Origin of the sequence: Amycolatopsis sp. NPDC049691, from assembly GCF_040675005.1 — a bacterium.
GTDB lineage: Bacteria > Actinomycetota > Actinomycetes > Mycobacteriales > Pseudonocardiaceae > Amycolatopsis.
Map to the genome: position 1 here is coordinate 395,811 of NZ_JBFANX010000003.1, position 21,589 is coordinate 417,399.

The 21,589-nt window shown below is 71.8% G+C and carries 21 protein-coding genes; 6 read left to right on the forward strand and 15 right to left on the reverse strand.

What is annotated here, in order from left to right; all coding sequences use genetic code 11:
- Nucleotides 1–18: 18 nt before the first annotated feature.
- Nucleotides 19–678, reverse strand: a complete 660-nt coding sequence (locus AB0J40_RS08950) for a CBS domain-containing protein (RefSeq protein WP_364449621.1) — start codon at nucleotides 676–678, stop codon at nucleotides 19–21.
- A gap of 154 nt (nucleotides 679–832) precedes the next feature.
- On the opposite strand from AB0J40_RS08950, the gene AB0J40_RS08955 reads away from it, so the two are divergent.
- Nucleotides 833–1,078 (forward strand): PLDc N-terminal domain-containing protein, encoded by a 246-nt coding sequence (locus AB0J40_RS08955; RefSeq protein ID WP_364449624.1) that lies wholly within the window; start codon nucleotides 833–835, stop codon nucleotides 1,076–1,078.
- Here AB0J40_RS08955 and AB0J40_RS08960 read toward each other — a convergent pair.
- Complete coding sequence (locus tag AB0J40_RS08960) at nucleotides 1,024–1,917, reverse strand: universal stress protein (RefSeq protein ID WP_364449626.1); 894 nt, start codon at nucleotides 1,915–1,917, stop codon at nucleotides 1,024–1,026. The two genes, AB0J40_RS08955 and AB0J40_RS08960, sit on opposite strands and share 55 nt — an antisense overlap.
- 218 nt (nucleotides 1,918–2,135) lie before the next feature.
- Here AB0J40_RS08960 and AB0J40_RS08965 point away from each other — a divergent pair, with 218 nt between their 5' ends.
- The gene (locus tag AB0J40_RS08965) at nucleotides 2,136–2,744 is read left to right on the forward strand and encodes a DoxX family membrane protein (protein WP_364449629.1); all 609 of its coding nucleotides are present in this window, start codon (nucleotides 2,136–2,138) and stop codon (nucleotides 2,742–2,744) included.
- A gap of 70 nt (nucleotides 2,745–2,814) precedes the next feature.
- Entirely contained in the window at nucleotides 2,815–3,852 is a 1,038-nt protein-coding gene (locus AB0J40_RS08970) for a zinc-dependent alcohol dehydrogenase family protein (RefSeq protein ID WP_364449632.1), read from the forward strand.
- 63 nt (nucleotides 3,853–3,915) lie between these two features.
- On the opposite strand, the gene AB0J40_RS08975 is transcribed toward AB0J40_RS08970, so the two are convergent.
- The 3 genes from AB0J40_RS08975 to AB0J40_RS08985 are packed head-to-tail and all read right to left on the reverse strand — an operon-like array spanning nucleotide 3,916 to nucleotide 5,762.
- A complete protein-coding gene (locus AB0J40_RS08975; protein ID WP_364449635.1) occupies nucleotides 3,916–4,614 on the reverse strand; it encodes a CBS domain-containing protein in 699 nt (232 codons plus the stop codon).
- Between the two features lie 11 nt (nucleotides 4,615–4,625).
- Nucleotides 4,626–5,138: a universal stress protein gene (locus tag AB0J40_RS08980; protein ID WP_364449638.1), complete on the reverse strand. Its 513-nt coding sequence runs from the start codon at nucleotides 5,136–5,138 to the stop codon at nucleotides 4,626–4,628.
- A 24-nt stretch (nucleotides 5,139–5,162) separates the two neighbouring features.
- The gene (locus AB0J40_RS08985; RefSeq protein WP_364449641.1) at nucleotides 5,163–5,762 is read right to left on the reverse strand and encodes a CDP-archaeol synthase; all 600 of its coding nucleotides are present in this window, start codon (nucleotides 5,760–5,762) and stop codon (nucleotides 5,163–5,165) included.
- Between the two features lie 207 nt (nucleotides 5,763–5,969).
- Here AB0J40_RS08985 and AB0J40_RS08990 point away from each other — a divergent pair, with 207 nt between their 5' ends.
- Nucleotides 5,970–6,371, forward strand: coding sequence for a CBS domain-containing protein (locus tag AB0J40_RS08990; RefSeq protein WP_364449644.1), 402 nt, complete (start codon nucleotides 5,970–5,972; stop codon nucleotides 6,369–6,371).
- 3 nt (nucleotides 6,372–6,374) lie between these two features.
- On the opposite strand, the gene AB0J40_RS08995 is transcribed toward AB0J40_RS08990, so the two are convergent.
- Together AB0J40_RS08995 and AB0J40_RS09000 are read right to left on the reverse strand one after the other, a co-directional pair.
- Complete coding sequence (locus AB0J40_RS08995) at nucleotides 6,375–7,361, reverse strand: nitroreductase family protein (RefSeq protein WP_364449647.1); 987 nt, start codon at nucleotides 7,359–7,361, stop codon at nucleotides 6,375–6,377.
- Between the two features lie 329 nt (nucleotides 7,362–7,690).
- Nucleotides 7,691–8,680, reverse strand: coding sequence for a nitroreductase (locus tag AB0J40_RS09000; protein WP_364449650.1), 990 nt, complete (start codon nucleotides 8,678–8,680; stop codon nucleotides 7,691–7,693).
- Nucleotides 8,681–8,851: 171 nt separating this feature from the next.
- On the opposite strand from AB0J40_RS09000, the gene AB0J40_RS09005 reads away from it, so the two are divergent.
- Entirely contained in the window at nucleotides 8,852–9,307 is a 456-nt protein-coding gene (locus tag AB0J40_RS09005) for a universal stress protein (RefSeq protein ID WP_364449652.1), read from the forward strand.
- Nucleotides 9,308–9,392: 85 nt separating this feature from the next.
- Here the strand turns inward: AB0J40_RS09005 and AB0J40_RS09010 are convergent, their stop codons facing one another.
- The 7 genes from AB0J40_RS09010 to AB0J40_RS09040 all read right to left on the reverse strand — a co-directional run bounded on the left by AB0J40_RS09010 (nucleotide 9,393) and on the right by AB0J40_RS09040 (nucleotide 19,233).
- Complete coding sequence (locus AB0J40_RS09010; RefSeq protein ID WP_364449655.1) at nucleotides 9,393–12,044, reverse strand: cation-transporting P-type ATPase; 2,652 nt, start codon at nucleotides 12,042–12,044, stop codon at nucleotides 9,393–9,395.
- On the reverse strand, nucleotides 12,041–12,778 hold the full coding sequence (locus AB0J40_RS09015; RefSeq protein WP_364449657.1) for a hypothetical protein: 738 nt from the start codon (nucleotides 12,776–12,778) through the stop codon (nucleotides 12,041–12,043). Before AB0J40_RS09015 ends, AB0J40_RS09010 begins: the two co-directional genes overlap by 4 nt.
- Nucleotides 12,775–13,164, reverse strand: a complete 390-nt coding sequence (locus tag AB0J40_RS09020) for a hypothetical protein (protein WP_364449660.1) — start codon at nucleotides 13,162–13,164, stop codon at nucleotides 12,775–12,777. The genes AB0J40_RS09015 and AB0J40_RS09020 overlap by 4 nt, the downstream gene beginning before the upstream one ends.
- A 4-nt stretch (nucleotides 13,165–13,168) precedes the next feature.
- Entirely contained in the window at nucleotides 13,169–14,254 is a 1,086-nt protein-coding gene (locus tag AB0J40_RS09025; RefSeq protein ID WP_364449663.1) for an acetate kinase, read from the reverse strand.
- 10 nt (nucleotides 14,255–14,264) lie between these two features.
- Nucleotides 14,265–16,895 carry a GNAT family N-acetyltransferase gene (locus AB0J40_RS09030; protein ID WP_364449666.1) on the reverse strand — a complete coding sequence of 877 codons (2,631 nt, stop codon included), beginning with the start codon at nucleotides 16,893–16,895 and terminating at the stop codon, nucleotides 14,265–14,267.
- 66 nt (nucleotides 16,896–16,961) lie between these two features.
- Nucleotides 16,962–17,372: an Hsp20/alpha crystallin family protein gene (locus AB0J40_RS09035; protein WP_364449669.1), complete on the reverse strand. Its 411-nt coding sequence runs from the start codon at nucleotides 17,370–17,372 to the stop codon at nucleotides 16,962–16,964.
- Between the two features lie 166 nt (nucleotides 17,373–17,538).
- Complete coding sequence (locus tag AB0J40_RS09040; protein ID WP_364450075.1) at nucleotides 17,539–19,233, reverse strand: GAF domain-containing protein; 1,695 nt, start codon at nucleotides 19,231–19,233, stop codon at nucleotides 17,539–17,541.
- 193 nt (nucleotides 19,234–19,426) lie between these two features.
- On the opposite strand from AB0J40_RS09040, the gene AB0J40_RS09045 reads away from it, so the two are divergent.
- Nucleotides 19,427–20,416: a nitroreductase family protein gene (locus AB0J40_RS09045; protein WP_364449672.1), complete on the forward strand. Its 990-nt coding sequence runs from the start codon at nucleotides 19,427–19,429 to the stop codon at nucleotides 20,414–20,416.
- Nucleotides 20,417–20,431: 15 nt separating this feature from the next.
- On the opposite strand, the gene AB0J40_RS09050 is transcribed toward AB0J40_RS09045, so the two are convergent.
- Nucleotides 20,432–21,574: a DUF3644 domain-containing protein gene (locus AB0J40_RS09050; protein WP_364449675.1), complete on the reverse strand. Its 1,143-nt coding sequence runs from the start codon at nucleotides 21,572–21,574 to the stop codon at nucleotides 20,432–20,434.
- Nucleotides 21,575–21,589 lie beyond the last annotated feature (15 nt).

Genomic DNA, 21,589 nt, shown 5'->3' on the forward strand with positions numbered 1-21,589 from the left:
TCCGTTCGTCGGGGGTCCTCAGTGCGGCTGGACGGCCGCCCCATCGTCCTGCAGGTACTTCAAGCGGTTGCGCACCGCGACTACCCCCGGCACTGCTTCGGTCAGCCATTCCGCGCGCTCCACCTCGCTACGCCGGTCGATCACGCCGCTGAGTGTCACGACACCGTCGTCGACCTGGACCCCGGCCGTCGAAAGGTCCGCCCAGGTCGACCGCTGCCGGACTTCGCGCTCGACGGTTTCCTTGATCTCCTCGTCCGGCCGCAGGAAGGCGCGCAAGACGTCTCGACGCGCGAGAACACCCACGAGGTGGCCCGCGCCGTTCACGACGTAGAGGCAGCGCAAGTTCGCCTCCAGCAGCCGCCGGGCCGCTCCTGCCACGGGTTCGTCCTTCGCCACGGCGGGCACGCGGCGGGTCATGAGCTCGCGCGCGGTCAGGCCCTGGGCCTTGGTCCACACGCGCAGCCGCCCGAGCCCGCGCTCACGCCGGGCGTCCCGGCCGTGGCGAGCCAGCAGATCTGCCTCACCGACGACGCCGATCGGACGCCGGTGCTCGTCGACCACCGGGATCGCCGCGATGGCGTGTTCGGCCAGCAGGGCCACCAGCTCCTTGAACGACGTTCCGGGACCTGCCGACACGACCGGCCGGCTCATCAGGTCGGACACCAGCGGACCACGCATGACTGCACCTCCGTCGGAAACACTTCTCCGGCCAAGGTAGGAGCCGGCAGGTGGTTCGCGCGGCTGGCTACGGTCCCCGGCCGAGAGGCCTTTCGCCCCTTTGCGCCGGGAATTCCGGTGCCGTTGCCTGGAAGCCCGATGAGAGGAGCACGACATGGGACACCACAAGCGGTGGCGTGACCTGACCGCGCGGCAGCGCACGGGAATCGGCGCCGCGGCGAGCGTGCAGCTCCTGCTCGCCGCGGCGGCCTGGTGGGACCTCGTCCGGCTGCCCGCCGACCGCGTCCGCGGGCCGAAGTGGCTGTGGGCATCGGTGATCGCCGTGAACTACGTCGGGCCGGTGGTCTACTTCGCGTGCGCGCGGGTCCCGCAGGCGACGACGACCGGGCAAAGCGCGTAGGACATCAGCGACTGGCTCGTCGCGCCCAGGGCCAGGCCGCTGAACCCGCCCCGGCCGCGGCTGCCGGCCACGAGCAGTTGCGCCCGGTCGGCGAGGTCGAGCAGCTGCTCGGCCGGGCGTCCGGCCCGCACGACGCGCTCCACGACCACGTCCGGGTACTTCTCCTGCCAGCCGGCCAGCCGCTGGGCGAGCAGTTCGTGTTCGTGCTCCTCCATCGCCGTGCTGTCCATCGTCCACCGGCCTTCTTCGAAGACGGCGGCCAAGAACGCTTCGTGCCAGCAGTGGACCGCGATCAACCGCGCACCCCGCCAGGACGCCTCCTCGAACGCGACCGCGATGGCCTCCTCGCTCGCTGAAGTGCCGTCGACGCCCACGACGACCGGCCCTTCCGCCGGCGGCTCGTCTTCCCCGGCATGTGCCCGGATCAGCGCGACCGGGCACGGCGCGTGAGCGGCCAGCGCGACCGAGACCGACCCGAGCAGCACCCGGCCGAGCGGGCGCAGACCCGGCGTCCCGAGCACGATCATCGCCGCGCCTTCCGCTTCGGAGAGCAACGCCTCGGCCGGTCGTTCCGAGCGAACCACGGTCTCGACGGCCATGGTGGACGCGACGGCACGGGCCTCGGCGAGCATGCGCTCGCCCCGCGCACCGACCGCCTGCTGGATCTGCTCGAACGTCGGGTCGCCCCGCGGGTAGGGCGGGGGCAGCTCGGGCAGCGCGTGCACCAGGCGCAGGCCGAGGTTTCGTTCCCGCGCGACGCGCGCCGCCCAGCGAACCGCCGTGAGCGCGCCCACCGACCCGTCGACGCCGACCACCAGCGCTGAAGCCGAGCCCGTCATCCGCTTCCCCTTTCACCTCACTGCTTACGTGAAAAGTCAACCCGCCGAAGCTGTGGCCGGCGCGGGGCTTCCGCCCTTGGTGCGCAGGACTTTCGTCCATTCAGCCCGGTCCCCGCGAACGAGCGCCCAAGGGCCTCCCAGCCGGGGACCTTCGACCCCAGACCACGCGGCCACGCCGGCAGAAACTGAGGGCAACACCAAGGAACGGAGGTTTCCCCATGTCCATCCGACCGGATGAAACGAAGACCACCTCGAGCCGCGTCCCGACCCAGCGGGCCACCGAGCCGGCGACGGTCCCCGACTTCGTCGCCGAACCGACGATCGCCGGGAAGTCCCTGGCCATCCTGCGGTTCGCCACCGGTTTCGTGTTCCTGTGGGCGTTCCTGGACAAGCTGTTCGGGTTCGGCTACGCAACCCCGGGCAAGGGCGCTTGGATCAACGGCGGCTCCCCGACCAAGGGCTTCCTGAGCAGCGTCCACGTCGGCCCGTTCGAGTCGATGTTCCACTCCTGGGCCGGCACGTGGTGGGCGGACACGCTGTTCATGCTCGGCCTGGCCGGCGTCGGCATCGCCGTGATCGCGGGCATCGGCCTGCGCCTGAGCGCGATCGCCGGCGGCCTGATGATGCTGATGATGTGGGCCGCCGAATGGCCGTTCGCTCTCAGCACCAGCACCGGCGAAGCGACGCATTCCACCAACCCCGTCATCGACTACCACATCATCTACGCACTGGTCCTCATCGTGCTGGCGGCCGCCGCGGCCGGGAACACGTGGGGCCTCGGCCGCCGCTGGGCCGCCCTCGTCGGCGACCGCAAGTGGCTGCGCTGAATCGATTGCCCACCACGGGCGCCCGCCGGCCGGCGGGCGCCCGTTACGGCTGTCCGGACAAGGAGGAGAAATGAAGGCACTCGTGTACGACGGCCCCGGCCGGCGCAGCTGGACCGACCACGCCGACCCCGAATTGACCGCGCCCACCGACGCGATCGCGCGGATCGACGCGGTCACCATCTGCGGCACCGACCTGCACATCCTCAAGGGCGACGTCCCCGAGGTCGAGCGCGGCCGGATCCTGGGTCACGAAGCGGTCGGCACGATCGTCGAGACCGGCACCGCCGTCGCGGGCGTCAAGGCCGGTGACAAGGTGCTGGTCTCCTGCATTTCCGCCTGCGGGCGGTGCGAGTACTGCCGGACGGCGGCCTACGGCCAGTGCCTCGGAGGCGGGGGCTGGATCCTCGGGCACACCACCGACGGCGTCCAGGCCGAATACGCCCGGGTCCCGTTCGCCGACACCTCGACCTACGTGCTGCCGCCCGGGGTAAGCGACGAGTCCGCGCTGATGCTCGCCGACATCGTCCCGACGTCCTATGAGGTCGGCGTGCGCAACGGCGGCGTCAAACCGGGCGACACGGTGGTGATCGTCGGCGCCGGGCCGATCGGCCTGGCCGCGGTCGCCAACGCCCAGCTGTTCTCCCCCGGCACGATCATCGTCGTCGACCGGGAACCGGCCCGGCTGGACGCGGCGAAGTCCTTCGGCGCCGACGTGCTGGTGCAGCCCGGCGACGCCGCGGCCGCGGTCGCGGAGGCGAGCGCCGGGCTGGGCGCGGACGTCGCCATCGAGGCCGTCGGCATCCCGGAAACGTTCGAACTGTGCACGAAGCTGGTTCGCCCGGGCGGGCACGTGGCGAACGTCGGTGTGCACGGTGCCCCGGCGACGCTGCACCTCGAACAGCTGTGGATCAAGAACGTGACGATCACGACGGGGCTGGTGGACACGTCCAGCACGCCGTTGCTGCTGCGCATGCTCGCGGCGGGCCGGCTGGACACCAGCCGGTTCATCACCCACCGGTTCGGGCTCGACGAGATGGACGAGGCCTACGACGTCTTCGCCCACCCACAGGACAGCAACGCCCTGAAGGTCGCGCTGTTCCGCAGCTGACACGCACGAAGAAGCGGCCACCGTCCGATTCGGACGGTGGCCGCCTCCGCGTGGGACGTCGGTTCAATTGTGCGGTCTGTGCGAGCTCAAGATTCCGACCTCGCCCGGTGGAACCGGCGACACATCCCGGTCGTCGAAGCGGGCCTTCAGGCTTTGCCGCACCTCGACGACCCCGTCGACCCGGCGGACCAGCGCCGTGATCACCGGGATCATGCTCGTCCGCTCGACCGTGCCGTCGAGCGTCACGATGCCGTTGTGCACCGCGACATACAAGGAAGACGGGTCCAGGGCCATCTCGCGCAGGAGCACCTCGTCACGGACCTCCTCGCGGATCTCCCGGTCGGTGCGCAGGAACACCCGCAGCAGGTCCGAACGGGAGACGACGCCGACGAGCTTGCCCAGGTCGTCCACCACGGGCAGGCGGTGGAAGTGGTGCTCCTCCAGGAGTTTCGCCGCCACCGTGACGTCGTCGGCCGACCGGACGGTCACCGCGGGCTTGGTCATCAGGTCGGCGACGAACGCGGCGCCTGCCTTCCGTTTCGCTTGGCGTGAACCGGGCTTCAGCGGGCCGTGCGGAGCCTCGTGTTCCAGCAGGTCGCCTTGCGAGACGACGCCGAGGACCCGGCCGTCCTCGTCCACCACCGGCGCTCCGCTGATGTTCCACGAAGCCAGGAGGACGGCGACGGCCTTGAACGGGGTATCGGGTCCGACGGTGGCGACCTCGGTCGTCATGACCGATCCGACCTTGCGGCGACTGGGCATTTCGATCTCCTTCACAGCAGCGGTCCGGGGTAGTACGTGGCCGCCGGTTCCGCCACGGGCTCGGCTTCCTTCTCCGGCTCGGGGACCGTCCGCGCGGGGATGACCACGACGGGGCAGTTCGCCTCGCGCAGGCAGTGCTCGGCGACCGAACCGACGAGCAACTTCAGCAGCCGGCCCCGGCCGTGGCTGCCGAGCACCAGCATCGCCGCCGTCTTCGACGCCTCCTCCAGTGCCACCGTGGCCGAATGCTCGACCAGCTCGGTCCGCACGGCCACGCCCGGGTGCTCGGCGCGTACCTCGCCGGCGATCTCGTCGAGCTGCCGCCGCTCCCGGTCGGCGACCGTCTGCGGTGTCCCGGCGACCGCCGCGCCGAGGTCGTAGACCGGCTCGAACGTCCACGCGCGCAGCGCGACGACCTGCCGGCCGCTCACCGCCGCTTCCGAGACCGCCCAGCGCAGCGCGGCCACACTCACCGCCGAATGGTCCACGCCGACGACGATGTCGCCCTGATTTGCCGTGGTCATGGGGATTTCACCTTCTTTTCGTTGTCAGGAACGGGTCTTGCGGTCCTGCTGCTGGAACCACTCCCGCTGCCATCGGGCGAGGCGGAAGCGGTCGAGGGAGAACACCGTGAGCCGGTAGCAGGCGGCCAGCAGCGCCAGCGCGCCGAGCCACAGGCCGAGCGCGACGCCGACGGCGTCGATGACCACCCCGGCGTTGCTCAGCGGCGGATCCACCGGGTTGCCGTTCCGGTCGACCCAGATCGTCACCGTTTCGCCCTTGAGCGTTCCCCGGGCGGCGACCACCTGGCCGACGCGTCGAGTTCCGTCGGCGAGCGCCCAGGTCGCGTCCGTGGGTTCGCCGTTTCCGACGACGCCGGCGCGCGAGTTGGCCGCGATGGCCGGTCCGTCGGCGAGCAGGGTCGCGGTGGCCTGGGCGCGCTCACCCAGCTGCTGCGCGGACTGCGCCTGTTGCCGGACGTACGTTTCCGAACCGAAGCCGGCGGCGACCGGTAGCGCGGCGAGCGCCAGCAGCACCGCGAAGACTCCCACGCCGGCCTGGAACCGGTCCGAAGCCCGCGCGACCGAGCCGCGGCGGGGCAGGATGGTGCGCCACATCCGCGCGATCGGGTTCGACGACGTGCTCATGATCCTGGTCCTCCGGCCGGAAATCGTGGGTACCACCAGGATCATCGATTCCCCGGACCGTTCGAAGAGGCCTTGGTCCCCGGTGCGCCGGGACTCGTCCGCGCCGCCGGGGAGGTCATCCGGCGGTGCCCTGAGGACTTAGGACCCTTTGCCGGCGCGGGATGGCCGGGGATGGTCGGGAAACCCGACCCGAACGGAGCACGAGCCATGCGCGCACGCGAGATCATGACCACGCCGACGTTCGCCCTGACGCCGTCCGCCACGCTCGAGGAGGCCGCCGAGACGATGACTCGCCACGGGTTCACCACGATGCCGGTGGTCGACGCGGACGGGAAGCTGCTCGGGCTGGTGTCCGAAGCCGACATCCTGCGGACCCCCGCTCCGCCCGGAGACCCGGACACCGGCGTGCTGCTCGACGGCGGTCCGCACACGGCGGGCTCGGTGATGCGCCGGTCCGGCCTGGCCGTGGCGGGCGACATCGAGGTCCGCGAGCTGGCGCGGATGATGACCGACGCCGACGTGCGCTCGGCACCGGTCGTCGAGGGCGGGCACGTGGTCGGCATGGTGACCTTCCGGGACGTGCTGCGCGCGACCGCCGGCCGCGCCTGAGTCTCATCCCGCCGGGACGTCCGGGCCGGTGCGGTGGGTCAGCACGTCCTCGACCGGCCGGCGGCTCGTGAGCCGCGTCGGGTAGCCGTAACCGATGCGCAGCAGCGTGTGCGGCTGCCCGATGCCGGCGAAGAGGCGGTCGAGCGACGCCCGCGTGTGCGGGGTTTCGAACGGCTGCGACAGGAACGACGTCGCGAGGCCTTCCGCGGTGGCGGTCAGCAGTACCCGCTGCATCGCCATCCCGGCTCGCACCTCCGCGTGCGGCCCTCTGTCGCGGGTCAGCACCGCGCCCAGCAGTGGCTCCTGCTCGTACTCGCGGGCCGGCAGGTCCTCGTTCTCGTGCGATGCCCGCAGCGAGACGACGCCGTGGCCGTGCGGGGGCGGCCCGGACGCGATCTTCGGGACGCCGTCGGGGCTGTCGGCCTCACGGTGAGTCCAGTAGGCGGCCTCCGCCCGGAACGCCGGGTCCTCCGCCTGCAGCGTCTCGGCCTGCCGGACCAGCGACGCCACCGGGGTGTAGTGGCCGGAAGCGTCGAGGTACTCGATCTGGGCGCCCTCCTGCAGCGCGGCCGACTTGAGCGCGGCCCGCGCCGCGGACGGCACCTCCTTGTCCAGCAGCGGACGGCGGTTGGTGTGCCGGCGGAAGACCGCTTCGGCCAGTTTGCGCTCGACGGCGGCGGCCCTCTGGTTGCCGTCGAGCCGGATCACCGCGACGAGGTCGGGCTCGCCCGGATCGGGCAGCATCCGCACCTTCACCGCGAGGCCGTTGGCACGCAGGCAGATGACCAGGTTGAACGCGGCGGCACCGCACGCCAGCCGCGCCTCCCGCCCGCGCGGGTCGGCCACGGTGAGCAGGCGCTCGCGGTCCAGCCACACCTCGATCACGTCGTGCTCGACGACGAACCGCCAAGGCTGGGTGTTGTGCGGCGACGGCGCGCGCACGGCCGAGGCGAGGGCCTGGTCGAACACGCCGGGCAGTGGTCGGCTCATCGTCGGGCTCCGGTTCCTGGGGGACGAACACACCCAGCATCACCGGCGGCGGCGTTCGCCCGCGACGGCAACCCGTCACGAGCCGAAGGGACCAAAGACCTCTGGGCAGCTGCTGTCCGGCTACCGGATCGCGCGTGTTCGGCTCGGCCTGACCGGCTGGTCGCCGAAAATACCTCGCTCGAGTTACCGGACTCGAAGCTCCTGGCCGGGTGCGGCCTGTTCACCTGACCGGACGCCTTGTGGCGCCGCAACTTCTCACCCCGCCCGGACGAATTCCATGCGCTCGAGGCGGGCTTTGATGGGGACCTCCGCGATTTCGATCGCCTCGGTCATCGAAGCCCTCCTGCCGGTCCGTCGGGGAAGAGCTCGCCGAGCGGGAGCCGTGGTGCGGGGGCCGCGGGAACGGCCGGGTACCCGTAGCGGAAGATCGCCTGCGGCACGCCGGTCAGGGCCAGCTCCGACGCCAGTCGCGCCCGGAAGCCGGCCAGGTGCAGCGGCTGGGTGATCACCGAACCGACGAGGGCCTTGGCCGTCGCGGTCAGCCAGACGCGTTGCAGGGCCATGCCGGCGGCGAGGTCGTCGGCGCGGGTTTCGGTGTCGGTGCAGACGATCAGGAGGCTTTCCGCCGCCAGCCGACCGGCGAGCACGACGTCGTCCGGAACCGGCGTGTCCCGGCGGACGAGTCCCGCCACCGGAAGGGCTTCGAGGCTCAAGCCGTCCTCGGGGATGCCGTCGCCGACCGCGTTCCAGCCGTGGGTGTGGGCGGTCCACAGCTCCAGCTCCCGCTGATAGCCGTGGTCGTCACGGAGCACGCGCGTGGCGAACCCGAGCAGCTCGGCCAGCTTGTCCAGGTGGCCGGGTTCGACGACATGCACGCCGCCGGCCTCCCCGGCCGCGGCCACCGCGCTGCGGACGCCGTCGGGTACCCGGCTGTGGAAGAACGCGCGCCGGTGACTGCGGCGCCGGGGAATGGCGTGGTACAGCGCGAAGTCCCGGTCCGACGCCGGACGTGAGCGGCCGATCGTCACCGTGGCCACGACATCTTCGTCGTCGCGGTATTCGACGTGGCAGTCCCGGCCGAGGGCACGCACGGCAAGCTCGAGGTCGGTGAGCGCGGCACCGCAGGACAGCAGCCGATCGCGGCCGAAGGGATCGTGTCGGCGCAGCTCGACCCCGTGCCGCACCGCGAGGTCCACCTCGGTGCCGCGGACGCGCAGCTGCCAGGGCTGGCTGTTGTGCACCGAGGGCGCGCGGCTCACGGCTCGCGCGAGAAAGCCGATCTGCTCCGTGGTCAGTGCGGCCGGTGCGGTGGCGGTCATCGCGATCACTCCCGTCGCGGAGCCGGGTGCTCCGCCACCGGTCATGGTCGCGGTCACCGCGGTTCCGGCACCGGAGCACAAAGTCCCTCGGTCCGGCGGAATTCGGCCCCTACCGACGCGCGCCCGCCGCGCCGCACGATCGAGACAACACCGGAGGAAAGAAGGCAGATCATGGATTCACCCACTGGCCGCGTGATCGTCGTCGGCATCGACGGCACGCCCCACGGCGACGCCGCCCTGCAGTGGGCGCTGGAGATCGGCGCGCACGCCGGCGACACGGTCCGAGCGATCCTCGTTCGGCCGCGCGACACGCTGCTGCCCGGGACGTCGTTCGCGATCCATCCCCACGGCCGCGTGCCGGAGGCCGGCTATTCGCTCGACGAGCACGTCGCCAAGCTGGCCATCGACACCGCGGCGCGGCTGGAGACCCGCACGGTGCACGGCGACCCGGCGACCGAACTGGTCACCGCGTCGGCGGACGCGGACCTGCTGGTCCTCGGCACCCACCGCGGCGGCGCGATGTCGGACCTGGTGCTCGGCAGCGTCGGACGAGAGTGCGTGCGCTTCTCGCGGTGCCCGGTGGTGGTCATCACGCCGGAGGCCGCCCACCGGCTCGCTCCGGCCTGAGGCCCGCTTCGGAGGCCCGTGCAGGCCTCCCTCACCAGCCATGGCCGGCGGTGTGGGAGGCCTGCACGGCGTTTCGGCCACGCACTCAGCCGCGGCGGGCCGCCCAGCGGAACAGCTCGTCCGCGCCCCACACGAGAACCGGCATCGGCAGCATCATCGCGACCACCCAAGCCGGCAGTGCCGCCGTCCCGAACAGGTCCTGCAGCGGCGGCAGGTAGATCAACGCCGCCGCGAAGGCCAGCTCGAACGCGATCCCGCCCAGCAGCAGCCGGTTCGTCGTCAGTCCCACCGCCCGCAGTGACACCCGCTCGGTCCGTGCCGCGAACGCCGTGCCGATCTGGCAGAACACGATCGCCGCGAAGCTCGCCGTCGTCGCCTGGAGGTACGCGTCGTGCAGCGCCCCGGACGAGACGTCCGCGCCCGGGTGCCAGCCCGCCGCGGACAGCACCGCGAAGAACGCGCCCAGCACCAGAACTCCCGACAGCAGGCCCATGATCCCCCACGCGCGCAGCAGCATCCGGCCGGTGACCACGCCTTCCGAACGGCGACGCGGACGCCGGGACATCAGCCCGGGCTCGGCGGGTTCCCGGCCCAGCGCCAGCGCGGGCAGGGTTTCGGTGCCGAGGTCGATGGCCAGGATCTGCAGCACCGTCAAGGGCAGCGGGATCATCCCGCCCGACACCGCGAACAGCAGGAACGGCAGCACTTCCGGCACGGCGTGCGCGAAGATGTAGAGCACGAACTTCCGGACGTTGTCGAAGACACGCCGTCCTTCCCGCACGCCGGCGACGATCGTGGCGAAGTTGTCGTCGGTCAGCACGACCGTCGCCGCTTCCTTCGCGACGTCGGTGCCGCCGACACCCATCGCGACGCCGATGTCGGCCCGGCGCAACGCCGGTGCGTCGTTGACGCCGTCGCCGGTCATGGCGACGACCTCACCGCACGAACGCAACGCGTCGGCGATGCGCAGCTTGTCCTCCGGCGCCGCCCGCGAGAACACGATCTCACCGCCCGCGGTCAAAGCCTCGTCGAGGTCCGGTTCGGAAAGGCGGGTCAGCTCCTCGCCGGTGATCACGCGGTCGGCGCCGATGCCGACGCGGCGGGCGATCTCGGCGGCGGTCAGGCCGTTGTCGCCGGTCACCACGTGCACAGTGATCCCGGCCGAATGGCAGTCCGCCACCGCGGCGGCGACCTCGGGACGTGGTGGGTCGACCAGGCCGATGAGCCCGAGCAGGCACAGGTCCGTCTCGGCCTCCTCCCGGCTCCCGGGCACCGATGACACCTCACGGCTCGCGACGGCCAGCACCCGCAGCGCCCGGCCGGCCATGGCGTCGACCTGCTCGATGATCCGCGCCCGCAGCTCTGGGGTCAGCGGGATCCCGCCGGGCAGCACCGAGCAGTGCGGCAGCACCTGCTCCGGCGCGCCCTTGGTCGAAACCCGCAGCACGTTCGCCACGGAGTCCACAGTGGACATGCGCTTGAGCCGCGGATCGAACGCGTACAGTGCCTTCCGGTCGGCGTCCCGGGTGGACAGTTCGACGCCTTGCTCGGCCGCGTAGCGCAGCAGGGCCAGTTCGGTGGGATCGCCGCTCTCGGATTCCAGGTCGGCCGTGCTGCACCGGGCCAGCGCCGCGGCCACCGGACCCGGGTCGGCGAGCAGGTCGCCGGTCGCGGACCGCGCCTCTTCGACGTGCATGGCGTTGCGGGTCAGCGTGCCGGTCTTGTCGGTGCAGATCACTGTCGTGGAGCCGAGCGTCTCGACCGCGGAGAGCCGCTTGACCAGCGCGCCCGCCTTCGCCATCGACCGCACCCCGGCGGCCAGCGCGAGGGTGATCGTCGGCAGCAGGCCCTCCGGGACGTTCGCCACGAGCAGGCCGATCGCGAACACGAAGGCCGCCGACCACGACAGCCCGGCCAGCCAGCCCAGCGGCAGGAACCCGATGCCGACGACGACGGCGACCGAAGCGATCAGCCACGCGACCCGCCGGACCTGCCTTTCGAGAGGGCTTTCCTCCCGGCCGACCCGCGTCGAGAGCGACGCGATCCGGCCGATCTCGGTGTGCCGCCCGGTGGCGTGGACCACGGCGTGCGCGGAGCCGGCGACGCAGACCGTGCCGCTGAACACGAGCACCGGCGAGTCGAGCGCACGCGAAGCGTCGTCAGGCGCGTCGGCCATCCGCGTGACCGGGACCGACTCCCCCGTCAGCATCGACGCGTCGACGTCGACCGTGCCGTCGACGAGGCGGGCGTCGGCGGGGACCCGGTTGCCCTCTTCGAGCACGAGCACGTCGCCGGGGACCAGTTCGGTCGCCGGCACGTGCCGCACCTGGCCGTCCCGCAGCACCGGCGCCCGGTCGGGGAGGTACCTGCCGAGCGCCTCGACGGCCTTCTCCGCCTGCTGCTCCTGGACGAACGCCAGCAGGCCGTTGAGCAGGATGACACCGGCGATGGCGACCGCGAGATTCGTGGTGCCCGCGACCCACGCCAGTCCTCCCGCCACCCACAGCAGCAGCGCGAGCGGGTGGACGAACTGCCGCAGCAACGCCAGCGGCCACTTCGGCCCGCCGTGCGACGGCAGGGCGTTGGGACCGCTCACCTGGAGCCGGCGAGCGGCTTCCCGCGCCGTCAACCCGGACGGCCCCGTGCGCAGGTCCCGCAGCAGCCGCGCGACGGGTTCGCGGGCATCGACCGGCGGCGCATCCGCGACGGCCGGTTCGGTCCTGAGGTGCGTGGTCATCCTGAGTTCCTTTGCTCGGGCGTGGCGAGGCCGACCAGCAGCAGTCCTTGCGGGATGCCGGGCAGCAGCGATTCTTCGACGTACCGCGCCCGTTCCGTGGCTGTCTGGACCGGCAGCGGAATTTCCTGGGAAGCGAAGCTTCGGACCGCCGCGGCCAGGCGGGTCGCGTGCAGCGCGGCACCGGCCAGGACGTGGTGGCGACGGCGGTCGCCGGGGGTGGTGATCAGCAGGGCGGACTGTCCGGTGAGGTCCGCCCCGAGCTGCTCGAGTGTCGGCGCCCAGGCCGGGCGGACGATCCGGACGTCGGTCTCCGGCCAGAAGTCGTCGCCGGCCAGCGCATCCAGCACGGCCAGGCTGACCGGCCGCAACGGCTTGCCCCGGCCGGGCTCGCCCAGCTTGCGCAGTGCCGCGTACCGCGCCCGTTCGCCACTGGCCGGATCACGCGGAGCGCCGGCCCGGACGACGGCCACGACATCGGGGCGGGCCGCGTCGTGCGGGAAGGCCACCACCGGCTCGCGACCCAGCACCCGTACCACCGTCCAGATCGTCGAAAGCACCGCGCCGCATTCGAGCAGTGCGGCCCTCCCGGCTCGCTCACGGCGCATGGGCGGCTCGGTCAGCACGACCTCGTCCGGCCGGACCTCCGCGACGCACCGGTTCGGGCCGAGCCGCGCCAGGGCGTCGCCGAGGACGGCTCGCGCCGAGCGGTCCCACCGGAACGCGGGGGAGCTCATCCGCCGGCGCCGAGGTGCCCCGACGCGGACCGGCAGGTCGCCAGCAGGCCGTCGACGTCGATCACGGTGACCCGGTTCTCCAGGCCCGGCGGTACCTCGGCCCGCACGTCCGGGTCCGGGGACACCAGCGCGACCGGCACGTGGTCGCGGACCGCGCAGACGACACCGAACTCGCGTGCGGTCAGTTCGGCGCCCTGCCCGCGGACGTCGACGACGAGGTCGGGTTGGGCGAACGGCTCGTCGAGCGGGCAGCGGCCCCCGACCGCCAGCGCGCGGCAAAGCCCGGCGCGGCTGTGGCACCGGCTGACCAGGCAGTCCGCGTCACGCAGGGGCTGCCGCAGGAAGTCGGAGTCGCCGAAGGACGATTCGGTCAGGAGGACGTGCATGGCTTCACCTCACGGGCACTCGGGCGAGCGCCTCTTCGGCGCCGCGGGCCAGCTCCAGGTCTTCCCGGGGCAGGACGATCAGGGCGGGCACCGGTGAGTCCGGGGTGGTGACGACCCGATCGGTTTCGGTGTGCGGGACCTCCCCGGCCCGCAGGCCGAGCATCCCCAGCCTCTCGATGACCGAGGTGATCAGCCCGGGCTGGTGCTCGGCGACGCCGCCGGTGAAGACCACCGCATCCAGCCGCGACAGGCTCATCGCGACCGCCCCGATCTCCCGGCACAACCGGTGCCGGTAGACCTCCAGCGCGACTTCGGCGTCTTGTTCGCCGCGGGCCGCGGCGGCCAGTACCAGGCGCAGGTCGCCGTTGGTGCCGGTCATCCCGGCCAGGCCCGAGCGGTGGAACAGCGCGTCGGCCATTTCGGTCGCGCTCATCGACGCCGTCTGCATGACGTGCAGCAGCAGGCCCGGGTCGATCGAGCCGGACCGGGTGGCCATCATGGCGCCTTCGAGCGGGGTGAAGCCCATGCTGGTGTCGACGCCGTGACCGTCGCGGATCGCGGTCACCGACACCCCGGCCCCGACGTGGGCGCAAACCAGCTGCAGGTCTTCGGGCGCGCGGCCCAGCAGTTGACCGGTGCGACGCAGGGCGTAGTGACACGACAGGCCGTGGAAACCGTAGCGGCGCAAGCGGTTCTGCGCGGTCCACGACCGCGGCAGCGGATAGCGGGCCGCGGCTTCCGGCATCCGGGCGTGGAATGCGGTGTCGAAACAGGCGATGACCGGGACGTCCGGCAGCAGCCGCCGGATCTCGCGGGTCACCGACAGCGACAGCGGCTGGTGGTTCGGCGCCAGCGACGTCAGCCGTCCGAGGTTCGCGAGCAGGGCGTCGTCGACCCGCGCCGGCTCTCTCTGCGAGCCGCCGTGCACGAACCGGACGGCGACGGCGTCCACATCGGACCAGCGGCGGACCGCCTGGGCGATCACGCCGGGAACGGCCATGTCCCAGGCGGCCCAGCCGACGGCCGCCCCGTCGGCGACCAGCGACACCTTCATGCTCGACGAGCCCGGGTTCAGGGTCAGCACACGCACGGGACGCTCCTTAGTCTCGCAGTCGGCGCAGGAAGGGATCTTCAGCCGCGGCGGGCTCCAACCGGGCGCGGACGTCGAGCGCCACGCAGCCCTTCGAACCCACGCGCACCGGGTTGAGGTCCAGCTCGGCCAGCTCGGGAACCAGCTCGGCGAGCCGGCTGGCCTTTAACAGCAGCTGGCGTACCGCGGCCCGGTCGAGCTGCCCGGCCCAGAGCGCTTTCGACGCGCGCAGACCGTCGAGCAGCAGGTCCGCGTCGGCGGGGCTGAGCGGAGCGAGCCGGGCGGCGTGGTCGGCGATCAGGTCGGTGTCGACGCCGCCGAGGCCGAACACGACCAGCGGCCCGAACACCGGGTCCGAGCGCACGCCGACCAGCAGTTCCCGGCCCGGTTCGGCCATCGGCTGCACGGTGACCCCACGCAGGGCCGAGCCGAAGCGGGACCGCAGGGTGCGGAACGCCTCCAGGATCCGATCGGCGCCGTGCACGTTCAGCAGAACGCCGCCGCCGGCTGCCTTGTGCAGCAGGCCCTCGGCATCGGCCTTCACCACGACCGGCGAACCGGGATCGGCGGCCGCGGCGGCCATCGAGTCGTCGGCTTCGACATAGTGGGTCTCCACCATCGGGATCTCGGCCAGCCGCAGCAGCTCGACGGCGTCCGCGGGCGAAAGCCGGCCTTCGCGCCCGGCGGCGAACGCGCGCAGCGCATCGGGATCGGCCGGCGGGGCCATGGACTCGCCGGGTTCCGGCCGGTTCAGCCACTGCTCGTACCGGACCAGCCGGGCCAGCACCGCGGCGGCCGCGGCCGGATCGTCGTAGCAGGCCGTCACGCCCGTGCCGGGGACCAGCGGCGCCACCCGGGCCCGCTGTCCCGGCCGGACCGCGAAAACGGTTTTGTACTCGGGCGGCACCACGGCCGCCAGCGACGTGCCGGGATCGCCGACGGCGGTCGGCACGGTCGCGGCGATCACCGCGTCGACCCCGTCATCGGCGAGCACGGCACGCAGCGCGTCGGCGAACACCTCCGCACGCACGGCCGCGGTCGTGTCGACCGGGTTCCGCACGGCCGCCTCGGACGGCAGCAGCTTGGCGAGCCGATCTTCGGTTTCGCCGGACAGCTTCGCCATGACCAGGCCCTCGCGCTCGCAGGCGTCCGCGGCCAGTACCCCGGCACCGCCGGCGTTGCTGACCACCGCCACGCGTGGCCCGCCCGGCAGCAGCTGCCAGGACAACCCGGCGATGACGTCGACGAGCTCGGCGACGGTGTCGACGGCGATGACGCCGGCTTGCTCGAACAGCGCGTCCCGGGTGACGGCGGGAGTCGCCGCGGCCGCGGTGTGCGAGGCGGCCGCGCGCTGCGCGGTGTCGCCGCTGCCGGAGCGGACCGCGAGCACGGGGCGCGTCCGGGCCAGCTGGCGGGCGAGGCGGCCGAACTTGCGCGGGTTGCCGAACGACTCGAGGTAGAGCACGGCCAGCTCGGTGCGCCGGTCGGCGGTCCACCACATCAGCAGGTCGTTGCCGCTGACGTCGTACTTGTCTCCCGTGGAGACCAGCGTCGACAGGCCGAGGCCCAGATCGTTCAGCGATTCCGCGAGCGCGATGCCGACTCCGCCGGACTGGGTGACGACGCCGATGTTGCCGGGCTTGACCGGCCCGGCGAGGAAAGTCAGGTTCAGCGGGCGAGCCGGGTCGGTCGAGAGGATGCCGAGGCAGTTCGGGCCGACCAGCCGGCTGCCGTACTCGCGCATCGCCGCGTGGACCCGGTCGCCGGCTTCGGTGCCGGTCAACCCCGAGGTGATGATGACGACCGCCGGGACGCCGCGCCTTCCGCATGCTTCGACCGCCTCGGCGGCAGCCGGTGCGGGCAGGCACACGACGGCGAGTTCGGGGGTGCGGCTCAACGCCGCCACCGACGGGACGCTCGGCACGCCGAGGATTTCTTCGGCGTGCGGGTTCACCGCCTCCACCGGACCGGCGAAGCCGGAAGCGACCAGGTTGGCCAGGACGGCGTGGCCCACCGAACCCGGGCGCCGTCCGGCGCCGATCACGGCGATCGAGGACGGTTGCAGCACATGGGCCAGGCTCGCGGCGTCGGCGACCGAGTCGCGCTTCAGCACGGCGTCCAGGTAGGCCGGGTCTTCGTCGAGGTTCATCACGACGTCGCGCTCGGGGCCGCCGATGCCGGCCTCGAACCGCAGACCGAGGTCGGCGAAGACGTGGAGCACCTTGGCGTTCTCGGCGAGCACCTCGGCGAGAAACCTCTTCAGACCCGCCTTCCTGGCGTGGGAGACCAGGTGTTCCATCAGCAGTGTGGCCACGCCCAGCTTGCGCACGGACGCGTCCACGACGAGGGCGACTTCGGCGTCCGTGGTGCCCTCGAGGACTTCGTAGTTCGCGACGCCGACGAGCTCACCGTGCCGGTAGCAGCCCACGGCGTGGTGCCCGGGGCCGGGCTCGGCGGCCATCTCCGCCACAAGCTTGCCCAGCCCGGCCGGCCGGGCCCCGAAGAAGCGGAAATAGGTGTCCTGCCGGGTGAGCCGGGTGTGCAGGGCGAGCACCTCGGCGGTGTCGGCCGGGTGCAACGGGCGCACGAGCACCACGTCGCCGTCCGCGAGCAGGGCCCGGGAGCCCGCCTCGACGCTCATTGTTTCTCCTCGCCGCATGAGGGTGGGCGCGGCCGACCAAGGGGCCGCGCCCACCGCGGAAGGTCACTAGCCCTTCGTGACCTGGATCTTGACGTGCTTGTCGCGCGGGTGCTCCGAAACCGGCATCGAGATCTCGAGGATGCCGTCGGTGTACGTCGCCTTGACCTTCGCCGGGTCGGCCCCGGCCGGCAGGCTGACCGTGCGGCTGAAGGTGCCGTAGTAGAACTCGCTACGGCCGCCTTCGGCGACTTCCTTCGCCTCACGCTCGGCGGAGATGGTCAGCAGCCCGTTGTGCGTGGTCACGGAAATGTGCTTCTCCGGGTCGAAGCCGGGCAGTTCGGCCCGCACGAGGTAGCGTCCGTCCTCAGTGGACTCCTCGATCCGGACCGGGTTGTGCTCGGCGAACGGCCACGGGTTCTCCAGCCACGCCGCGATGCTCGGCAACGCCAGGCGTGAACCCGGCACCAAGGCAGTCATCGTGTTTCTCCTCTCCGCGACGGACGTCGCACCACAAGGAGACCCCGGGCACCGGCTGCCGCGACGCGGCCGGACTACCCGAACACAGAGGACCTTCGTCACCGAAACCCACCGGGCGAGCCGTCGCGCCGAGCGGGAGGATGCGAGCGGACCCGGGCCCGACCGATCAGCCGACCGGGGCCGACCACTCCAGCTTCAGACCGCCCGCCGGGACGGAGTCGATGGCGAACCGCCCGCCCACGGCCTCCGCTCGGTCACCGAGGTTGCCGAGCCCGCTCGGCGAGACGTGCTCGGGCAGTCCCTTGCCGTCGTCGACCACCACGACGCGGACCACGTCGTCCTTCATCGCGATCGATACGGACAACGTCGCGGCTTCGGCGTGCCGGACGGCATTGCTGACCGCCTCCCGCACGACTGCTTCGACGTGCTCGGCCAGCTGGGTGGGCAGAGTGTCGAGCGGACCGGACATGCTGACCGTCGGGTGCACCGGTGCGTCGTCCGTGAGCTCGGCGATCGCGTCGTGCAGCCGGTGCCGCAGCCGCTGGCCCGTCTCCCCCGCGACGCCGCCGTGCAGGTCGAAGATCGCCGTGCGGATCTCCTGGACGATCTCGTGCATCTGCTCGATGCTGTCTCCGAGCCGCTTCTGCAGCTCCGGCGACTTCGTCCGCCGCTGCGTGCTCTGCATCGACAACCCCACCGCGAACAGCCGCTGGATCACGTGGTCGTGCAGGTCGCGGGCGATCCGGTCACGGTCGCCCAGCACGTCCAGCTCCCGTGCGGCCCGTTGCTGCGCCGCCAGCTGCAGCGCCAGCGCGGCCTGGTCGGCGAAGGAGGCCACCACGGACAGCTGGGTCGACTCGAAGGACCCGGCCCCGGATTCCCGGATCGCGATGAGCACACCGGTCGTCCGGTCCCCCGCACGCAGCGGCACGACCAGCGCGGGCCCGAAGCGGTGGGTGCCCAGGTGGAGTTCGGAGACGCTGCGGGGTGTGCGGTCCCGGAACACCGCGCCCGGGACGCTGCCCTCGAGCTCGATGTGCAGGCCCGACAGCTCCGCGGCCCGGGTGCCGGCGCTGACGGTCACGGTCAGGTCGTCGACCTCGTCACCCCAGTCCTCGTCGACGTCGAGGCGCCCGGAATTGGGCAGGGCGAGCATCGTGACGTCCGAACCGGTCAGTTCCAGGGCCCGGCTGGCGATGGTGGTCAGCGCCTCGGCCGGGTCGGTACCGCCCAGCAGCTCGGTGGTCACCTCGCTCGTCGCGGCGAGCCACTGCTGCCGTACGCGGGCCTGTTCGTAGAGGTGCGCGTTCTCGATCGCGATCCCGGCGGCCGCGGCGAGGGCCTGCACGACGACCTCGTCGTCGTCGGTGAACGGCTCGCCGTTCTTCTTCTCGGTCAGGTAGAGCCTGCCGAACACCTCGTCGCGGACGCGGACCGGAACCCCGAGGAAGGAGTGCATCGGCGGATGGTGCGCCGGGAAGCCCACCGAGGCCGGATGGGCCGAGATCTCCTCCATCCGCAGCGGCTTGGCCTCGTCGATGACCACGCCCAGCACCCCATGGCCGGTCGGCAGGTCGCCGATCAGCCGGCGGGTCTCGTCGTCGATGCCGAGGTAGATGAACTCGGCCATGGAGCCGTCTTCGGCGAGCACGCCGAGGGCACCGTACTTCGCCTCGCCGAGTTCCATCGCTGCCTGGACGATCCGCCGGAGGGTGGTGTCCAGCTCCAGCCCGGACGCGACGGCCAGGACGGCGTCGAGCAGGCCATCCATCTTGTCCCGGGTCCCGATCAGCAGCTCGATCCGGTCCTGCAGGTCGCGCAGCACTTCGCGCAGCCGCAGCCCGGACAGCGTGCCCGCCATCCGCCGCGGACCGGGTCCGTCCGCCGCCGGATTTTCGAACTCGTCCACCGACACCCTGTCCCAACCTCCGCCTCACCGGCCACGGCCTCGCCGCTGGTGACTTTCTGCTCTTTCCCCGGACCCGCGCCCGGAGAGATGGTTGCGCTGAGCCACCCGTACGACAGTGTGCCTGCCCGGGCACCGAGGGGAAACCATGACACTGCCCATCACCTCGATCGGCCTGCTGGACCCCGATCAGGTGAAGTCCGTGATCAGTGCCGCGACGCTCGCCCCGTCGACGCACAATACGCAGCCCTGGCGGTTCCGCTGCACTTCCGCGGGCATCGAGCTGCACGCCGATCCGGGCCGCGCCCTGCCGGCGGCCGACGCCGACCAGCGGGAGCTGCTGCTCTCCTGCGGCGCGGCGTTGTTCAACCTGCGCACGGCCATCCACGCACTCGGCGCGCACCCCGCGACGACCCTGCTCCCCCGCCGGGACGACCCCACGCTGCTGGCCGTCGTGCGGCCGTACGCGGCCCGCAAGCCAGACCCGCGGCTCGTCCGGCTGGCCGACGCGATCCCCCGCCGCCACACGAACCGCACGCCGTTCGAATCGGCCGCCGTCGCCGCCTCCGTGGTCGCCGAGCTGCGGCACGCCGCCGAGGTCGAACAGGCGTGGCTGCCCCGGTTGAGCGCGCAGCAACTGGAGGGGTTGCGAGAGCTGGTGCACAAGAGCCACCTCGCCCAGACCGCCGACCCCGCGTTCCTCGCCGAGTGGCGGTACTGGACCGCACGCGACCGGAGCAGCCGGGACGGCGTCCCCGAGTACGCGGCCGGTGCGATGCCCTCGGACAACGGCGGCTGGGTCCTGCGGGACTTCGGCTCGACGGAGCGCGACCGGACCCGCGACACCGAGCCCCTGGTCGTCGTCATCGGCTCCTTCGACGACACCCGCGCCGACCGTCTCCGAGCTGGTCAGGCGATGCAGCGAGTGCTGCTGACGGCGACCGCCGCCGGGCTGGACGCGTCGTTCATTTCACAGCCGGTGGAAGTCCCGGGAGTACGTGCCGAGCTGCGTCAGCTGCTGGGTGGCGGGCTGTGGCCGCAGATCGTGCTGCGCCTCGGCCGCGGCGCGCCGGTGCCGTGGACTCCGCGCCGGTCCCTCGGCGACGTCCTGCTGGAGCCGGCCCAGCTCAGCGCTTGAGCAGCCGGGGACAAGTCAGGCCGAGCGCATCGTCGTATCCCCGGCCTGCTCCGCCGACGGCGCCGGCCGCCTCCAAGGTGGCGTTGCACCCGGTGGGGGTGGTCCCACCCAGTCGCCGGTCACCTTGTCTCTGGGAGCCGTTCCCAACAACGCCCGGAAGCCTGCTTCGTTCGCGCATTCCCGGACGAGCTTGTCGATGTAAGCCTGCGTATACCCGTAATCGTTGTGTCGCTCGTCGTACAGGCAGTACTTTTCGTCGGTCTTTTCGGGCTGTGCGTCACCTACCAACGGACGGACACCGAGTTTCTTCCAGGCGATGGTGAAAAGTGCTGTGTTGAAACCGAACGGGATACGGTCCTGGATCATCCGCGCCGCCTGCGTCGGTTTCAGCAACCCATGGCCGACGACGGGTCGTTTGCGCTCCCGGACAACGACGTATCCCTTCCTGCCGATCGCCTCGACGGCCTCGCGTTGCTCTTCCGTCAAGTCGTCGTAGCGGGTGAACTGGATGGCGAGCGCGTCCGGGTCCTTGGGCGCGAGCTCTTGGAGGACGCGCAGCCGGAAGTCGTACCGCGGGTCGCGGGCGATCGAATCGTCGAGGCCGGCGTCGTACTCGGCGATGAAGGTGCGCAATGGCGCCGGAAGCTGCGAGCGCAGCCGCCGCAGAGTGCGCTCGCCCTCGTCGGTGAAGCTTCCGACGAAGACCGGGAACCGCAGCCGGGTGGCCAACGACGAGCCAGGTCCGAACTGACCGGTGAGTTCCTCTTCGTAATTGAGCAGCAGGGCCTGGCTCTGGCCCCCTACCGCGGCGATGAGAGCTTGCTGCTCGCGGGCGTACCGGTGTTCGATCTTGTTGCGCAAGGCTATGAAGAACTCGAGGTTCACCCGAACCGGTTGCGTATCGCCGGGCCAACGGTGCCGCACGGAGGTGGCGAGGTCCCAGCGCTTCGGCTCACCGTCGATGCGTTCGAGACGCCGAGCACGTCCCTGGGTACGCCAGAACCGGAAGTCGACGCCGTCCCGGGTGAGCTCGGCGTGCAGAAGGTAAAGCCAGGCGAGGTGCATGTGAACGACGAAGCTCTCGAACGAGCGAATTTCCGACGGGTCGTTGTACAGACGCACGGCCAGTTGCGCCTCGTCGCGCGAGGCATCGACCATGTGCATGAATCGTGG